The organism is Glaciihabitans sp. GrIS 2.15, assembly GCF_035984695.1.
Taxonomy (GTDB): Bacteria; Actinomycetota; Actinomycetes; order Actinomycetales; family Microbacteriaceae; genus Lacisediminihabitans.
In genome coordinates this window covers 71793-87207 of sequence record NZ_JAXCHU010000007.1, presented here as the reverse complement: position 1 = coordinate 87207, position 15415 = coordinate 71793, and the positions used below count along the sequence as shown (strand labels likewise).

At 65.0% G+C, this 15415-nt stretch carries 15 protein-coding genes; 11 read left to right on the top strand and 4 right to left on the bottom strand.

The genetic code is table 11. The features are described 5' to 3' along the window. From RCH11_RS11400 to RCH11_RS11370, 7 genes are all read left to right on the top strand, one after another. On the top strand, window positions 1–1359 hold the full coding sequence (locus RCH11_RS11400; RefSeq protein ID WP_327057127.1) for a sensor histidine kinase: 1359 nt from the start codon (window positions 1–3) through the stop codon (window positions 1357–1359). 65 nt (window positions 1360–1424) lie between these two features. Further along, a complete protein-coding gene (locus RCH11_RS11395; RefSeq protein WP_327057126.1) occupies window positions 1425–2846 on the top strand; it encodes a ferredoxin reductase family protein in 1422 nt (473 codons plus the stop codon). Beyond that, window positions 2843–3355 (top strand): FMN-binding protein, encoded by a 513-nt coding sequence (locus RCH11_RS11390; protein ID WP_327057125.1) that lies wholly within the window; start codon window positions 2843–2845, stop codon window positions 3353–3355. Before RCH11_RS11395 ends, RCH11_RS11390 begins: the two co-directional genes overlap by 4 nt. A gap of 4 nt (window positions 3356–3359) precedes the next feature. Next, entirely contained in the window at window positions 3360–4109 is a 750-nt protein-coding gene (locus RCH11_RS11385) for an FAD:protein FMN transferase (RefSeq protein ID WP_327057124.1), read from the top strand. A 426-nt stretch (window positions 4110–4535) separates the two neighbouring features. Next, window positions 4536–4997, top strand: a complete 462-nt coding sequence (locus RCH11_RS11380; RefSeq protein ID WP_327057123.1) for a MarR family transcriptional regulator — start codon at window positions 4536–4538, stop codon at window positions 4995–4997. Window positions 4998–5096: 99 nt separating this feature from the next. After that, window positions 5097–5585, top strand: coding sequence for a universal stress protein (locus tag RCH11_RS11375; protein ID WP_327057122.1), 489 nt, complete (start codon window positions 5097–5099; stop codon window positions 5583–5585). Next, window positions 5567–5968: a DUF2269 family protein gene (locus tag RCH11_RS11370; RefSeq protein ID WP_327057121.1), complete on the top strand. Its 402-nt coding sequence runs from the start codon at window positions 5567–5569 to the stop codon at window positions 5966–5968. The genes RCH11_RS11375 and RCH11_RS11370 overlap by 19 nt, the downstream gene beginning before the upstream one ends. 65 nt (window positions 5969–6033) lie before the next feature. On the opposite strand, the gene RCH11_RS11365 is transcribed toward RCH11_RS11370, so the two are convergent. Continuing rightward, window positions 6034–6315, bottom strand: a complete 282-nt coding sequence (locus RCH11_RS11365) for a hypothetical protein (protein WP_327057120.1) — start codon at window positions 6313–6315, stop codon at window positions 6034–6036. A gap of 132 nt (window positions 6316–6447) precedes the next feature. Beyond that, window positions 6448–7137, bottom strand: a complete 690-nt coding sequence (locus RCH11_RS11360; RefSeq protein ID WP_327057264.1) for an endonuclease/exonuclease/phosphatase family protein — start codon at window positions 7135–7137, stop codon at window positions 6448–6450. Between the two features lie 223 nt (window positions 7138–7360). Here RCH11_RS11360 and RCH11_RS11355 point away from each other — a divergent pair, with 223 nt between their 5' ends. Further along, window positions 7361–7717, top strand: coding sequence for a hypothetical protein (locus tag RCH11_RS11355; RefSeq protein WP_327057119.1), 357 nt, complete (start codon window positions 7361–7363; stop codon window positions 7715–7717). A 49-nt stretch (window positions 7718–7766) separates the two neighbouring features. Here RCH11_RS11355 and RCH11_RS11350 read toward each other — a convergent pair whose 3' ends face one another. Continuing rightward, window positions 7767–11168, bottom strand: a complete 3402-nt coding sequence (locus tag RCH11_RS11350) for a TM0106 family RecB-like putative nuclease (protein WP_327057118.1) — start codon at window positions 11166–11168, stop codon at window positions 7767–7769. 283 nt (window positions 11169–11451) lie between these two features. On the opposite strand from RCH11_RS11350, the gene RCH11_RS11345 reads away from it, so the two are divergent. Continuing rightward, a complete protein-coding gene (locus tag RCH11_RS11345) occupies window positions 11452–12984 on the top strand; it encodes a DUF2510 domain-containing protein (RefSeq protein WP_327057117.1) in 1533 nt (510 codons plus the stop codon). A 42-nt stretch (window positions 12985–13026) separates the two neighbouring features. Further along, window positions 13027–13710 carry a DUF2510 domain-containing protein gene (locus RCH11_RS11340; protein ID WP_327057116.1) on the top strand — a complete coding sequence of 228 codons (684 nt, stop codon included), beginning with the start codon at window positions 13027–13029 and terminating at the stop codon, window positions 13708–13710. 15 nt (window positions 13711–13725) lie between these two features. Here RCH11_RS11340 and RCH11_RS11335 read toward each other — a convergent pair whose 3' ends face one another. Further along, window positions 13726–14646: a J domain-containing protein gene (locus RCH11_RS11335; RefSeq protein ID WP_327057115.1), complete on the bottom strand. Its 921-nt coding sequence runs from the start codon at window positions 14644–14646 to the stop codon at window positions 13726–13728. A gap of 215 nt (window positions 14647–14861) precedes the next feature. On the opposite strand from RCH11_RS11335, the gene RCH11_RS11330 reads away from it, so the two are divergent. Beyond that, window positions 14862–15362, top strand: coding sequence for a glutathione peroxidase (locus RCH11_RS11330; protein ID WP_327057114.1), 501 nt, complete (start codon window positions 14862–14864; stop codon window positions 15360–15362). The last annotated feature ends 53 nt before the right edge of the window (window positions 15363–15415 follow it).

Here is a 15415-nt window from a genome sequence, read left to right as displayed (position 1 = left end):
ATGCTCGGGCGACTCACCATCCGTGCTCGGATCACGATCGGCAGTGTTCTCGTCGCTGCGGTGATCTTCGCCATCGCGATGATGGCGGCACACGCCCAGGTCGTCTCGATTCTCTTAGCCGCGGACGCCACTCTCGCCCGGGCCGACCTGGACTCCTACGCGTTAGAGGTCGTCGCGAATCCTTCGGGACTCGTGGATGACTCCGGCAAGGGCCTGCTCGTCTCAATTCGCGACCCCAGCGGCCAGGTGAAGCTCGACACTCTGCCCCGCCACATCCACCGAGTTGTCGAGCATCGTGCCGGCCGCAACGAAACTTTCAGCTCCGGTGAGGACGGGACCGCGTTCGTCGTGGTCGGCAGGCTTGTCAAGACCACCACCGGCGAGTGGTCGCTGTGGGCCGCCCGCAGCACCGCATCGAGCCTGTTGGCGATGCGGAGTCTCGACATCGCGTTCGTCCTCGGAGGAATCGTGTTGCTCGTCGCCTTCGGATTCGCCTCCTGGTTGCTCGCCTCGGCCGCGCTCGGGCCGGTACGACGCATGCGGCAAAGGGCCGAGTCCCTGGGAATGGATTCGACCTCGGTACTCCCGGTCGCCCGGGCGCAGGACGAACTCTCCGAACTCGCCACGACGCTCAACGATTTCCTTGGTCGGGTTCGCGCCTCGAGCGCACGGGAGAAGCAGGTGGTGTCGGATGCCGCCCACGAGCTTCGCACGCCGCTCTCCGCGCTCAAGACCCAGCTCGAGCTCGCCCACGACGACTTCGACGATGCTGCAGCACTCGCCGCCCAAGTGATCGCGGCAGAGCGGTCGGTAGCGAGGCTCTCGTCGCTCGCGACCAATCTTCTCGAACTCTCACGTCTCGACGCGCAAGCAGTGCGGGTCCGGCCGTGCTCCGCCGAGGACCTGGTCTCCGAGCTCATGGGCTGCATCGACCGGGCTCGCCTGATCGGGCTCGCGAACGATGCGGAGGTCGGCTTCACCGTCTCGCTCGTCTCCCCGGTCGATGACCGAGCGCGCTTTGCGATCAGCGCGGAGAATTTCGCGCGGCTCGCCGATAACCTGCTCGCCAACAGCGTGGCGGTGATTTCGCCGGGTGGTTCGGTGGATGCCGACCTCACGGAAGAGCCCGGAAAGATCGTGCTTCGGGTCACCGATTCGGGCCCGGGAATGGATGAGACGTTCCTGCCGCACGCCTTCGACCGCTTCTCCCGTGCCGACGATTCGCGAACGGCGAGCACCGGGGGAAGCGGTCTCGGCCTCGCTCTCGTGCGAGCGATCGCGACCGCCGCGAATGGCACCGTGCATCTGCAGAACACGGGCGGCGGGCTACTTGCGACGGTGTCGATTCCAAAGATGTGAGAACTCACGCGGGAGGGGTGTCTCCTTCACGGCAAGACCATAGAAAGTTCCCAGAGGCTATAGTCATGTCAGCGAACACCACCTCCCGACCTCCGGTCATTCCGGGGCGGTCGCGAGCGGCTGCTCCGGATCGGCGTAAGCAGTACCGCCGCCGCGCCCGCATCGCAGACATCCTGGTCACCTCCGTGTGGGCCTCAGGGGCGGCCGCCGCCGCGCTCTTTCTCGCCACCGGCGGTGCCTCAAAATTCAGCACCATTGCGGATGCGGTCACGAGCACGGGGATCATCGCCGGCCTCATCGGGACGGACTTCATCCTGGTGATGATCGTGCTCGCCGCCCGGATCCCGATCATCGACCGCACGGTCGGGCACGACCGAGCCATCGCCGTGCACCGTTCGCTTGGCAAGCCCGCCCTCTACCTGCTTCTCGGTCATGCCCTTCTTCTCCTCACCGGATATGGCCTGAGCTCCGGCATCAACCCCATCGCCGAGATTGGCCCACTCCTTGCCATTCCCGATATGCCGTTGGCCTTCATCGGGCTCGGCCTGCTGGTTGTCGTGGTCATCACCTCCCTGGTGGCGGTGCGTCGCCGATTCAGCTACGAGGGATGGCACCTCGTGCACCTGCTCAGCTATGCGGCGGTTCTCGTGGCCGTTCCCCACCAGCTGAGCGTGGGAGGCATCCTCTCGAACGGGAGCGTCGAGCGGGTCTACTGGATCGCCCTCTACGTGCTTGCATTCGGGTCGATTGCCACCTACCGGTTCGTGGAGCCGGTTGTCTCGACCATCCGCCATCGCTTGCGGGTCGACCGGGTTGAGAGCGTTGCGCCCGGCGTGGTGTCGATCCATTTCTCCGGTCGTAACCTTCGCTCGCTCGAATCCGCTGGCGGCCAGTTTTTCGTTTGGCGGTTCTGGACCGGGCGCACCTGGTGGCACTCGCACCCCATCTCGCTGTCTTCCGTGCCGACCGGGACTACCGCCCGAATCACAGTGCGTGACCTCGGTACCGGCAGCAGTGCGATCAGTGCGGTTCGCCCGGGCACCCGGGTATCGTTCGAGGGTCCGTACGGCATGTTTACGGATGCAGGCCGCACCGCCCCCAAACTCGCCATCGTCGTGGCGGGCATTGGGATCACTCCGGTGCGCGCGTTTCTCGAAGACTCCCGGGTGCAACCCGGGGAGACCACGATTCTGCTTCGAGCCTCGACCGGAGAGGAAACCTACCTCTGGGACGAGATCGCAGATCTCGCCCGCAAAAAGGGAGCCCGCGTGTACACGATGGTTGGCAAGCGGGCACTCACCGGACCGGGCTGGATGCCGCAGGCCGATTCTTCCCGCGGCGTCACACTGCGGAGCGTTTTCCCCGATTTGAAGGACTCTGACCTCTACATCTGCGGCCCGACCGCCTGGCTCGACCTCGTGGAGATCGACGCGCGCCGAGCCGGAATCCCCGAGCATCAGCTCCACACAGAAAGGTTTGACTGGTGAGAACGCGCGCAACACTCAGCGGTATCTTCGCCTCCGTCGCCATCCTCGTCGTTGGCTGGCAGGTCGGCTCCGCCGCCATCACGGCGGTGCACTCGTCGTCGGGTGCAGCCGGAAACAACAGCGCGAGCACTGCACGCGCTACCAGCCCCGCGCCAACACCCTCGGTACCTGCAGCGCCTGCGGCACCTGCCGCGCCAACCGCACCTGCAGCGCCCGCGGCACCCGGAAAGCCCGGTGGAACCTTCACTGGCAGCAGCGAGAGCACCCCGTACGGAAGCGTGCAGGTGCAGGTCGTGGTGGCGAACGGCAAAATCACCGATGTGAAGGCCCTTCATCTCACCGATGATGGCGGCAGATCGGTGCAGATCAGTAACAGCGCCGTTCCCATTCTCCGGTCGGAGGTGCTCAGCTCCCAGTCCGCCCGGGTGTCGACCATCGGTGGCGCGACCTACACGAGTGACGCCTACCTCTCCTCTCTGCAGTCCGCACTGGACCAGGCGGGTATCTGACACCGTGGCGCCCCATGTTTTCGAGGCCATGGGCACCGTCGTGTCCCTCACCCTGCCGGAGGGGAAGGGCGCAGCGGATGCGGTCGAGGCGGTCATCGAGTGCTTCGCTGACTTCGAGGAGCGGTTCAGCCTCTACCGCCCGGACTCGGAGCTTTCACTGGTCGCGCGGGGAGAGCTCGCGCTCACCGCCTCGAGCGAGGAGCTGAGATCGTCCTACGCGGCATCCCTGCGCTGGCGCGACGAGACCGGCGGAGCATTCACGCCACATCGTCCCGATGGCACGGTCGATCTCAATGGCACCGTGAAGGCGCTCGCGATGCAGGCCGCATCAGACGAGTTGTTCCACGCCGGATTCTTAGACTGGTGCCTCAATGTCGGAGGGGACGTGCTCTCCGCCGGCTACCAGCCAGACGGGGAGGCCTGGCGCGTCGGTGTGGTGGACCCTGCCGACCGTTCCGCACTCCTCTTCGCGATCTCTCTGACCGGCTCACGGCACGCGGTTGCCACCTCGGGAAGTGCCGAGCGCGGAGATCACATCTGGTCCGCCAGCGCGCTCGATCGCACCTATGTGCAGGCGACCGTCGTTGCCGACGACATCGAGACGGCGGATGTGCTCGCCACGGCAATCATCGCGGGCGGGCCAAGTACTCTCGCGACTATCGTCGGGCGCTGGTCTGTCGACGTGCTCACCGTGGCACGGGACGGCGCGATGACAGCGACCCCGGGGCTTTCCGCCGCACTGGCCGCGGGCTGAGGGAAGATTTTCGCTTGTCCCACTTGCCAAGGAAGGGCGTCCGCGGGTACCTGAACACCTCGACTCGTATTTCGCACTGGCCGCGCGAGTGGCCGTCGTCGGGATAGTCCCCGAGATCTGCCCTCGTTCTCCAAAAAACCCGAGCATCGGCGGTCGCGGTGCCCGGTCGGGCTCGGTCCGCTCGTTCGCACGTTTCACAGTTTCAATACCCTCACTAAGGATGATGCGCTGGGGGTGGATGCGATGGGAGCATCAGGTATGACTCGGTCGTATTGTTGAGGTGTCGGTCGGTGATGGGAGCAATCCAGCGCCGGTCGAATATCTCGAAGGGGATGCCATCGAGGGTGTGAAGTAATAGACCGTGATGATCGAGACATTCGAACGAGTCGATCCTGCGGTCCCTATTCGACTGGATGAAGGGGTTTTATGTACGAGAAATTTGGCTCAGCCCACTCTCTCGACGGGTTTCCTGCTGCAGCTCTCATCTTCATGCGTGCGCTGGACAGCAACCGTCACCGAATCGCGAAGGAAGCCGGTGTCACCGGGAGCGAACTGCGTGCGCTGTCGCGGGTGGCGGAAGCCGGGAGTATCACGCCAAAGGAGCTGGCTGACTCCATGGAAATGACGACCGGCGCTGTCACCGCGATCTCAACTCGCCTCGTCGACGCCACGCTGATGCGTCGCGTTGACCATCCGAACGACCGACGCAGCCTTCTTCTCGAACTCACGCCGTCGGGCGATGAGGTCATGAAGCAGATCTACCGCGAATTCGATGCGGCCTTGGCGGTGGTGACGAAAGACATAGCGGAGGCAGACCTTCGGGGCTGTTCCACCCTGCTGCGGTCGGCGGCTGAGGAGCTCGTACCTCTGGACACTTCGGTTTTCTAGGAGGGTCTTTGGTCCCGGGGAGTGCGGTTCGAATTCGGCATCCTGAGTAAGCACACCCGCTGTTCGAGCAGGTGCTCGCCGACGGAGAGGACCCCGGCAATGCCCGAGAGAATCGTTCTCGCCATCGACGGTGGAGTCGCCAGTGCCGCAGCACTCGACTGGACCATCTCCCGCGCTGCGAATACCGACCTGAATGTTCGCCTCATGACGATCGACGAATCTGCCGTGCCCGTGACCGAGTCGTCACTACGACTCGAGGCGGTGAGAACGCTCGGTCATGCCGCTGGCCGGTTCGCCGAACTTGCTCCCCGGTCGAAGATCGAGATGGTGCTTCTTCGAGGAAAGGCCGTCGACGTGTTGGCCCGGGAATCTGTCGCGGCGGATCTCGTTGTTATCGGGTCGCACGGGAGCAGCGTGCTCTCCGGCGTATTCAGCGCAACCGTGCCTCTGCAGCTCGCGCCCGCCGGGGCGCGGCACTCCCCGACTGATATAAACGCTTACGAAAGGTCATCATGGATACCCTGTTCGCCGTCTTACACGTGGTCACGGCCGTTTTTATCGTTGGTCCGATGGCCATTCTGCCGATGACCGCAATGCGGGCTGCGCGGGCTCGCAATGGCGCCCAGGTGCTCGCGCTAGCCAAGGCGACATCCACTTTCTCGCTGCTCTCACTCGTTGTCCTTCTGCTCGGCTTCGCCGTGCTCGGCATGAGCGACCCGAAAGAACATTGGTCCCTCGTATCCGGGTGGATTGTCTGGTCGATAATCCTGTACGTGGTCGCCCTCGCGGTCAACCTGTTCGTGACGGTGCCAGCCATGAAACGATCGGCCGCCAGCGTCACTGCATCGACCGGTGTGGACGGCACGGGCTCCGCATCGTCGACCGCCGGCTACGGTGCCATCGCTGCAGGGTCCGGCACGGCCAGCCTTCTTCTCGTGGCGGTCGTGGTGCTCATGGTCTGGAAGCCGTGAGACGCGCCGCTCGTGAGCTCCGGTCGTAGTAGATCCCGGTCGTAGTAGGCCCCGGTCGCGGCAGTTCAGGCGGCGCGCAGACCCCGGCGCAGGATGTGGCGCACTGCAGACCGCCAGTTGTCAAAACGCTCCACTGCGGCGCCGTCATCGCTGATGATCGTGAATCCGCCGTTGTCGGAGACGAACTCGCCAACGAGCGATCCGGTGGACTCGAGCAGGCTCCACCCCGCGTCATCCCGCGCAGCGATCATATGCGGTGCGTTGCTGGTCCAGAACGTAACCGAAGACTCACCCATTACCGGTAATCCGGTGATCTCGCTCAATTGCGCTTGGTGTGAATAGTGCATTGGAGTGCCTCCGCCGACGCGAGAATCAAGACGCCCGAATCGGCGCTACCCCCAGACAACCTGCTACAGACCCAATCGTCAAAGGGCTTGCGCTCAACGCCGCGACATGCTTAGTGCGGTGAATCGGCGCGATCAGGCGGCAGCGACGGCATCCTCGCGGTAGGACGCGCTCACCATGATGGGCATGTGGTCGGATGCCCCGCGATCAAGAGTCTCAACACTGTCGATGCCAAGTCCGACGGATGTCGCAAAGTCGAAGTGTCCGCGGAAGAACTTGTACCGGGTGTACGTGCGGCGGTCGCTCAGTGACAGATCGTAACCCGATTCGTTGACCCTCTGGGTGAGATTCGTGTGGAATAGGGGGTAGTTGTAGTCGCCGACCATGAGGGTTGGCAGCCCGTGGCCGAGCGTGAGCAGCAGCTCGTGGGCTGCACGGATCTGCTCCCGTCGAAGTGAGTTGCGGGCTGTGAGAGGCGCAGCATGAAAGGACGCCACTACGAGCTCCCGGTCAGTCTCGTGGTCGATGAGACGGGTGCCGATCAGTCGCTCGTGAGCGGGTTTGAGCACGTGATCGTGCAGAGATTTCTTGAGGGCGAAGGCCTGGGTCTCCCGAGCGCTGAAGCGGTCAGTGCGAAAGTAAATGGCCAGCCCGAGCCTGTTTCGCTTGGTGGAGTCGGCAAGACGGAGATGGCCGACATCGACGGGCAGGTCGGTCGTATCGCATTCCTGCAGGCAGAGCACATCCGGGCTGAATTTCTGCACGAGTTCGGCGAGTTCGCCGCTCGCATGGTTCTTGCGCAGGTTATAGCTGATGACTCTGATCACGTAGATCCCGCTCGACTCGCCCACCGGGCACACCAATCGGAGGCCACCGCAAAAGCCTAGGGGGCGTGCGCGGTCGAGACGACACGAATCTCCTGTAAGAAAGCTGACCTGGTCGTCGTTCGGCCGTCCGATTCGGCTGCGGGGGGTAGTAATCGCCCGGGGTCTGTCTATCGTTGGAGGTGCGGCGGTGCCATCGCGGTCATCTAGGAGAGGAACGCCTATGACGCAATTTTCTCGTGCCGACAGAGTGTATGGCGATGGCGAACTCCCGGCCGACGCAGACTTCAGCGCTCCCACGGGAAAGGTGGCCGAGGTGAGCCCTTTCCCCGCTCAGCAATCAGACGCTGAATCGACGACCACCACGATAAGCAAGGTACCGAAAAAACAAGGAGGAAAAATGACTGACAACGCAGACAGCAGCGGAAAGGCACGCGAGCCCGACGGTAAATTCACCGACGAGGAATTCAAGGATGGATCGCACACCCCGGATCGCGCAGCGGGACATAGCGAAGAGGGCGAGTACACCGACTCTGATCTGTCTGAAACGGACGAGGACCGCACCGAACGGCACGACTGACGTCAGCACCGCACGAAGCCCCGGCCAGGGCTTCGTGCGGTTTTCTAGGTCACATTTCCCGGTCATTCTCCGGGTCTACCAGCCGGATAAATGCGCTCAACCGGGCAAGTGCCGCGATGTTCGTGGGAAGTGAGTCTGTGATCGTCGGCGAGTACACCAGCCAGGCGGCCCATTGTGCCCGCGAGATTGCCACGTTGAGGCGGTTGGCCAGGAGTAAAAACTCCAGGCCTCGCGGCGCATCTGCGGCCGACGAGGCGGCAAGGGACACGATGGAGATCGCCGCTTCGCGGCCCTGAAACTTATCCACCGTCCCCACCGGCACGCTTTCGAACCCCGCCGCGTCGAGGGTCGCGCGCAACAGCTGCACCTGGGCGTTGTACGGGGCCACCACAATCACGTTATCGGGACTGAGCGCTGAAGTGCGGCCCGCAGAGGTCCACGCACGACCGATCACGTCGCGCACAATCGCGAGCACGGCATCCGCCTCCTCGGTCGAGGACGTGGAATTGTCGCGAGCGGCAACCGGCATGGGGTGAAGGCCGGGCGCGATGCCAGCGAGCACGCGGTCCGATGGCATCGAATGCAGGCGACCCTCGTATGAGAGTTCAGACACGGGTTTGCAGAGTGCCGGATGCATGCGGTGGCTCACGTCAAGGAAAAAGCCGAACTCGGGCGGGAGCACGTCGTGACCGTTGCTGAGCCAGCCGAGAGCCGAGACATCCACCGGCTCCGGATGCATGCCCTGGCTCACCTGAGGGAGTTGTTGGGGGTCACCGAGCAGCAGCAGGCGGGTCGCAGAGGCCGAGGCTGCGATCGTGGCGGCGAGCGAATATTGACCGGCCTCATCGATCACCAACAGGTCGAGAGATCCGCGCGGGATGCGCGCCGCGTTGCTGAATAACCAGGCGGTGCCGCCGACGACGAATCCCGGCCCGTCGGTGAACTCGCCCAGAGTCGAATCGGTCAGCCTGGTCCAGGTCGTGTTGTTGGACTCCGCGCCCGCCCGCGGCTTCTTGCCGACGCGGGCCGGGTTGAGACCCGCTGCCACCACCGCGGCGAGCATATTCTCCACCGTCGCGTGGGACTGCGCGACCACTCCGACCCGCCAGCCATGGTTCTGCACGAGGTCGGCGATCACCCGAGCGCCGTTCCAGGTCTTGCCGGTGCCGGGCGGGCCTTGCACCGCGAGGAAGGAGTGGTCGAGGGCGAGCACGGCGTCACGCATCCGCTCGGCGATGGTGCCGAAAGCGGTCGAGGGGTCATCGACACGGCCGCGTGGCGGCACCCGCCGAAGGATGTCGAGAGCCGAGTTCGGCATCAACTGCGGATAGGCATCGAGCAGCGCGCGACCCCACTCGGAGATTGCGGTGACCTGGGTACCCGGATTCGGCGGCGAGCTCGGCATCAGGGCGAGTGGCAGCTGGTCGTAGGTCGGCGCCCCAGACCGGAGGCGTTCGGTGAGGAGTAACGATCCGTCGAGCGCCACGATGACACTGGTGCGGCAATGGGTAACGCGGGCACCGGGATCACGACCGGCATCGATCGGTGGGAACGGCGGGTCGTAGACCACCCACGGCGCGTCTGATCCGCCGAACGAGCTGCCGGGCGCGGCAGTGCCGACCAGGCGCAGCTCGCGGGACTGCGTTCGGGCGCCCCCCTCGATACCCCAGCGCCGCACGACCTCTGCGCTTTCCACCACGAAGACGTTGCGCGTGTCCCACCAGTCCTCGAGCGGCGCGACGAGCCGGGCAAAATGGTCCCACCAGAAGCTTTTGCCCTCCCGCCGGTGATAGTCGATGGCGGCAGAGGCAAGGGCGACGGCGGACTGGTCGGCGGTGCGCTCCCCCGCCGGAAAGCCGGCCACGATGGCGGCGAGCTGCGTATAGGCGGGGTCTGGGCCGGGCAGCGGCACATCCAGTTCGAGCTCGTCGACCCCCGCAGGCACTATCCCGTTTTCGGCGGCGCAGGCGAGCAGCCAGTCGCGCAGGGCGAGGGTTGAGATGCAGTCGTACTCGTTGTAGGTCGCGATCTCGGCAAGAACCCTGGCCGCGGCATCCGTGTCTCCGGAGTCGAGAAGATCGCGGGTTCGGACGTACTCGGTGATCGAGTCTGCCGCGGTCGCCACTCCTGTGCGACCTCGAGTTCCCATGTAGAGCGGCTCGAGTTTCTTCAGCGAGTAACTGCGGCTCCCCACCCGGAGCGACTGTTTCACGATCGGGTACAGTTCTACGAGCACGCCGCTACGCAACAGGTCGTCCACCGCTTCCTCACCCGCTCCGTGTCGCGCCGCAATGCTCAGAAGGTGGGTGCGCTCGTATGACGCATAGTGATAGATGTGCAGGCGAGGGTACCGCCGTCGACGTTCCGCGACGTAGTCGAGAAAGTCCACCAAGGCCTGTTTCTCCTGTGCGAGATCGTGCGCCCAGAATGCCCGAAAAGCCTCGTCGGCCTCCACCAGCCCGAACAGATAGTCGAGTCCCCACTCCGTACCCTCCTGGTGCAACGGATCACCCTCGAAGTCGAAGAAGATGTCGCCCGGATCGGGATCGGGTATTGCGGCGAGGCTCGCCGGAGAGATGACTCGCCAGGCTAGCCCGGGAGAGAGCTGCACGACCGCCTGTTCCCGCAGCGCGGCCACCACCGGTTGGGACAGACCCGGCACCTGCGCGGTCGAGGCGGCGAGCTGCTCGATGGTCGTGATGCCCGCCTCGAGTAACCGGGCGCGTTGCGTCACCCGCAGCCCGGCGACAAGCAAGAGGTCGCGGTGGCGCTGCACCTGCTCCTCGCAAACGGCACAGCGACCGCACGCCAGAGAGCGGGGGTCGCCCCACTCGGTGGCAGCGGTATCCGCCACTCGTTGGTCAACCAGGTACTCAAGGCGGGCGCGACGCCGACGGTAGACCGGCAAAATATCGACGAGCCGATGTTCGCTGATGCTGTCGTCGCCGAGAACGAGCGAGACCGTCTCCGCGGTCAGGATGCCGAGTCGCTGCAGCTGTTCACCGTAGGCCGCGAGCTGAAGCAGGGCAGTGATCTTCGCGTGGCGGGCGAGCTTCGTGTCGAAGACCTCGTAGCGTCCCTCGCGATTTCGCACGATGAAGTCCGCATAGCCGAGGAATCGCCCGTCAAAGAAAGCGGCTTGGTAGACCGCGGCGGCGCCGCTCTCAAATGCAGCGGTGGTGAGCTCGACCACTTCGGACGGGTCCGTGGAGTGATCCGGTCGCGGTATCTCCACCACCTCGACCCGGGACCTGAGCTGCTCGAGAAACTGTTGTTCATGTTGGTCGCCGAGACCGGCAGCGCGTTCCAGCATCTCCTCCGTCGTTGCCGGCGGCGGCTCGATACGGCCGAGGCGTGCGTCCAGCTTGCGCATCACTGCCCATTCGCAGGCGGACGCCGCAGTGAGGTCGGATGCCGAGTAGACGACGGTGCCGTCATCAAGCAGGAACATGTGGCCTCCTCGTGGTCGGTGTCCATCAAGTATCTAGTGGACTCACGACACCGACACCCTTTCTCAAACATCCGGACAAAGCCTCGCTGCAGGCAAGCGATAGGACGGTGAACCCCACGGACTGGGGTACAGCGGAGCCTAGATTGCGCTGTATCCGGCTTGTAAAATCGGAGTCTGCCCAGTTCTGGCGGGTCTACCTGGGGGAATCATCGTGTCACTTACTCTGAATTCGGATACTGAGGCGCAGCCCGCTGCGCCGTCACGAAGGAGCGCTCGTCGCGAAATGCCATCGCTATCCGCCGACTCGACGCCCGTCACCGAAGCCGCAGTAGAACCTCTGGCCACCCTGATCGTGCCCGGCTGGTATGCCGACCCGATGCGGAGCACACGGTCTCGCTGGTGGAATGGAACGGCGTGGACTGCTGAGCTGGGTGGCGAAACTCCGGTCGAACCGGTCGCCGATGGCGCGACTGCCGTGCTCGCCGAGACAGCCGTCACAGCTCCCGCTGCCGCGCTGAGCCGTCGCCAACTGCGGGAACTGGTCGGACCGCTCACGACCGGACCCGTGCTGATCGACGAACCGGTCGGGAGTTCGCTCGCGCCGTCTCCGATCGGGCTCCCTGATGTGCCGGACCATGTTCCCGTTGTAGAGCCGCTGCCGGCCGCCGTGCCGGGCAACACCGATGACCGCTCGCCCTTTGAAGCCCTGTTCGAGTCTTCACCGGCCGAGCGCGAATCCGCCGAAATGACCGTCTTCAGCGCCACCGCATTCCTCGACCCGACCGACGTCTCCGACTCGACCGATGTCTCAGACGCGTCGGTCGCCCGCCCGTGGATCGGTGCCGCCGCACCGCTCGTGCCCGCCGCATCCGTCTCCGTCCCAGCGCAAGTGCAGCCCGCTCCGACCGGTCCGCCCGCCGCGTTGGCCGCCCCTGGCCTCGAGCCTTTCGGGGCTCCTGTGTCGACGACGCCGCCCGAGGCGTTGCCCGTCCTCCTGCCGTCGCCAGCCCCGACCTTTTCCCGCGGTGCCCTCGGCTTCAGGCTTCCCCCGGATCCCTTCGCCACGTCGTCCACCCCGGTCGCGGCCACCGCGCTACCCGTCGTTTTCCATTCACCCGCCGCCGCGGTTCCCGGTCCCGTCCTCGCGATCTCGGAACGATCGACAACAGCCGCAGTATGGATCCTCGCGCTGCTCCCGGTCGTTCACGCGGCCGCCGTCTGGCTCGTCCTCGGGCTGCTCGATCTCGGCGGCTCCCCCGTGATCCGCTATTTGGTGCTCGGAGCGCCCCTCCTCCTCTCCCCGATGCTTGCATTCCTCGACCGTCGCGTGCTGCGGGGCCGGGGGTTCCCGCGCACCGCCCCCGCAGCCCTCGCACTCGTTCCGCCGCTGTACCTCCTGGTTCGTGCCATCCGGGTCGGCGCGGCGGGGGTGGTGCCGCTGCTCCTTTGGCTCCTCCTCCAGACGGCCGCCATTTCCTTCATTGTGTTGCAGCTTCCGTCCGTATTCGCGCTCGTGAGCCTCACGGCTCCTGTCGCAGCCACACCGGCCGTCGTCAGCGGCGGACCGATCACTGGTGCGCAGCGAGCAGCAGAGCTCACGCCCTCCGGCATGGCTGCAGAGCTCACCCGCCAGACGCTCGCGAAGAAACTCACCTTCTCGTCGATCAGCTGCCCGCCGCTCCCGGTTACTCTTGACGGCACTGCTGTCTCCTGTGTCGGCACGCTCGCGTCGGTAAAGGTGACCCTCAATGTCGTGATCGACTCGACTCTGCCGAACTCCGCATTCGCGCTGGTGAGCGAAGCGCCGACCGTCTGACCATGTTCTCTAGGCGATGCGGGGGTACGCCGGTGAACCGCGGTGGCTGAGAGTGGCCTCGTCGTTGCTCCGCCCGGATGGTTCGCCGATCCCGTGGGGCGAAGCGATCTGCGCTGGTGGAGCGGCGCCGAGTGGACCGAATACGTGGCGGCCAGCCCGGCAATGCGTCCGTCGGATGTCCCGCGCCCCGGCAGTGTGCTTGCACGTACCTCTCCGTTGATCCCGCCGCCCCGCCCCGTGCTGCCGTCGCAACCCGAGATGCTTGCCTATGTGCCCTTCGGCGGCGACGGGTCGGGCGGGACGATGGATGCCAATAGGTCGCGGTCCTTGGCACCGATAGCGCCAACGCGATGGAATACTGGCGGTGCCTGGGCGCTCAGTGCAACGCCACTCATCGGAGTGGTCAGCGGCGTCGGAATCGGTTTCGCTGTCACCTTCTCGGTGTGGTTGGCGCTTTCGATCGTGCTGCTGCCACTCCTCTGGTCAGTGGCGGCGGCGACCAGGGACTGCCGAAGGCTCGACGCGATGGGCTACGGCCGCGTGCCGAGCCGCTGGTGGTTGCTCCTCGGTCCGCTCGGCTATCTCATCGCACGCACCGTGCAGGTGCGGCAGCAGTCCGGCCGTGGATCGGCGCCCCTGTGGTGGCACGTTGGCCTGGTGGTCATACTCACGACCGCATCGTTGGTGGCCCGGTTCTGGGTGGCCGTACTGCTCCCGGCCGCCTGAGAAGCGCATCCGCGATCAGACGAAGTGGATGCCACCCTGCAGTCGAGTGCGCACGTCGAAGAGCTCGTTGCCGCCGATCACCCGCGTTCCCGGCACGCCGTCCCGAAGCAGAACCGGCAACATGGACCGGCGAGCGATCACAGTGGCGGCACCGCGAATCACCCCAAGCACTGTGTACGGTTCGTCGAGCGCATCGTCGGGAAGCACGATCAGCAGCGCCGTGAACTTGACCCGTGCTGCCCGCGACACGATCTTGGCCCGCACCCCGAGGTCGTGCATGGGGCGGGCCTCCCCGAGTGGCTTGCCGAGCAGTTCGCCGCGCCTGCTTCGTACCGGTTCGCCGTAGTCCTCGGACAGGATCGCGAAGACTCCGGTTGGACCGAGCACCACGTGGTCGATCTTCTCCTCGGGATCGCCGGTACTCACGTCGTGCCAGATGGTGTAGCCAATACCGAGCGCGGCCAGTGCGCGCGCTGTCGCTTCTTCCGCGAGAGCGTCCGCCAGCAGATGCCGCAGTTCCATCGGAGCCGAGCGAACCAGCGAGGGGTCGTAGGGATCCTCCAGCGGCTCTCCCCTGCCGACCCATTCGCGCATCAGCACGAGGTAGCGTTCCCGCCTCCAGCCTCCCGGATGCCCGTAGGAACGGGCGCGAGGGCGGGTGTCGGTCTGCTTCGGGCGCGATTGCGGCGCCCAGGTGGCAGGAGTGTCAGCGCCCCTCGACGTGGGGCGTCCTCGATCGTATACGGCGCGATCATCGGGGTCGCCCACGCGTTCCCACGCCACCTGCACGGAGGTGAAGCGCTCCGCGTCTCCCCCGGTGTCGGGATGGGTTTCCCGCACCAGCCGCCGATAGGCGCGGCGCAGGTCATCCTGGGTAGCCGTCGAGCTCACGCCGAGCACCTCGTAGGGTGTCGCTGAGATTGGGCTGTCGGACATGACGGGCTTTCCGCTGGAATATCGGCGCAGTGTGCCGGTGCCTCGGTCAAGTGCACCACCACATGACGATATCGAAAACTTGCTGGGATCGAGGTGGGCACGTTCTGGAGCGGCGTTGTGACTCGCTTCGGATTCGCCGACCCCACTCGTACCCGACTCATTCACAGCTTCGAGAGGAGTGGAATTCCCTGCTTCTGAGGATAGGTTTCACTGTTATGACACTCAGTGACAGCCCTCTCGGCGATATCCCCCTCACGACCATCGACGGTACGTCGACCACCCTTTCCGACCTCGGCGACAAGGTTTACCTCGTTGTCAACGTCGCCTCTCGATGTGGGCTCGCTCCCCAATACGAGAAACTCGAAAAGCTGCAGAAGACCTATGCGGAGCGCGGTTTCAGTGTGCTCGGCTTTCCGAGCAATCAGTTCTTGCAGGAGCTCGGCAGCGAAGACGCCATCAAGGAGTACTGCTCGACCACGTGGGGAGTCACCTTCCCGATGTTCGAGAAGACGAAGGTGAACGGCAAGAACGCCCACCCGCTCTACACCGAGCTCACCAAGTCCTCCGACTCTGCGGGCAAGGCAGGCAAGGTCAAGTGGAACTTCGAGAAGTTCGTGATCACCCGCGAAGGGGAGGTGCATCGTTTCCGTCCGACGACGCAGCCCGATGCGCCGGAGATCGTGTCGCTGATCGAGGCCTCGCTTCTCGTCTCCTAGCCCCGGGTTGCTTGGCAAGTTCGACGGGGCCAGTTCTGGGCTTCGGGGCTAGT

Coding starts and splice junctions, on each gene's coding strand:
- RCH11_RS11400 (WP_327057127.1), top strand. CDS start 1: ATGCTCGGGCGACTCACCATCCGTGCTCGGATCACGATCGGCAGTGTT.
- RCH11_RS11395 (WP_327057126.1), top strand. CDS start 1,425: ATGTCAGCGAACACCACCTCCCGACCTCCGGTCATTCCGGGGCGGTCG.
- RCH11_RS11380 (WP_327057123.1), top strand. CDS start 4,536: ATGTACGAGAAATTTGGCTCAGCCCACTCTCTCGACGGGTTTCCTGCT.
- RCH11_RS11375 (WP_327057122.1), top strand. CDS start 5,097: ATGCCCGAGAGAATCGTTCTCGCCATCGACGGTGGAGTCGCCAGTGCC.
- RCH11_RS11370 (WP_327057121.1), top strand. CDS start 5,567: ATGGCCATTCTGCCGATGACCGCAATGCGGGCTGCGCGGGCTCGCAAT.
- RCH11_RS11365 (WP_327057120.1), bottom strand. CDS start 6,315: ATGCACTATTCACACCAAGCGCAATTGAGCGAGATCACCGGATTACCG.
- RCH11_RS11355 (WP_327057119.1), top strand. CDS start 7,361: ATGACGCAATTTTCTCGTGCCGACAGAGTGTATGGCGATGGCGAACTC.
- RCH11_RS11350 (WP_327057118.1), bottom strand. CDS start 11,168: ATGTTCCTGCTTGATGACGGCACCGTCGTCTACTCGGCATCCGACCTC.
- RCH11_RS11345 (WP_327057117.1), top strand. CDS start 11,452: ATGCCATCGCTATCCGCCGACTCGACGCCCGTCACCGAAGCCGCAGTA.
- RCH11_RS11335 (WP_327057115.1), bottom strand. CDS start 14,646: ATGTCCGACAGCCCAATCTCAGCGACACCCTACGAGGTGCTCGGCGTG.
- RCH11_RS11330 (WP_327057114.1), top strand. CDS start 14,862: ATGACACTCAGTGACAGCCCTCTCGGCGATATCCCCCTCACGACCATC.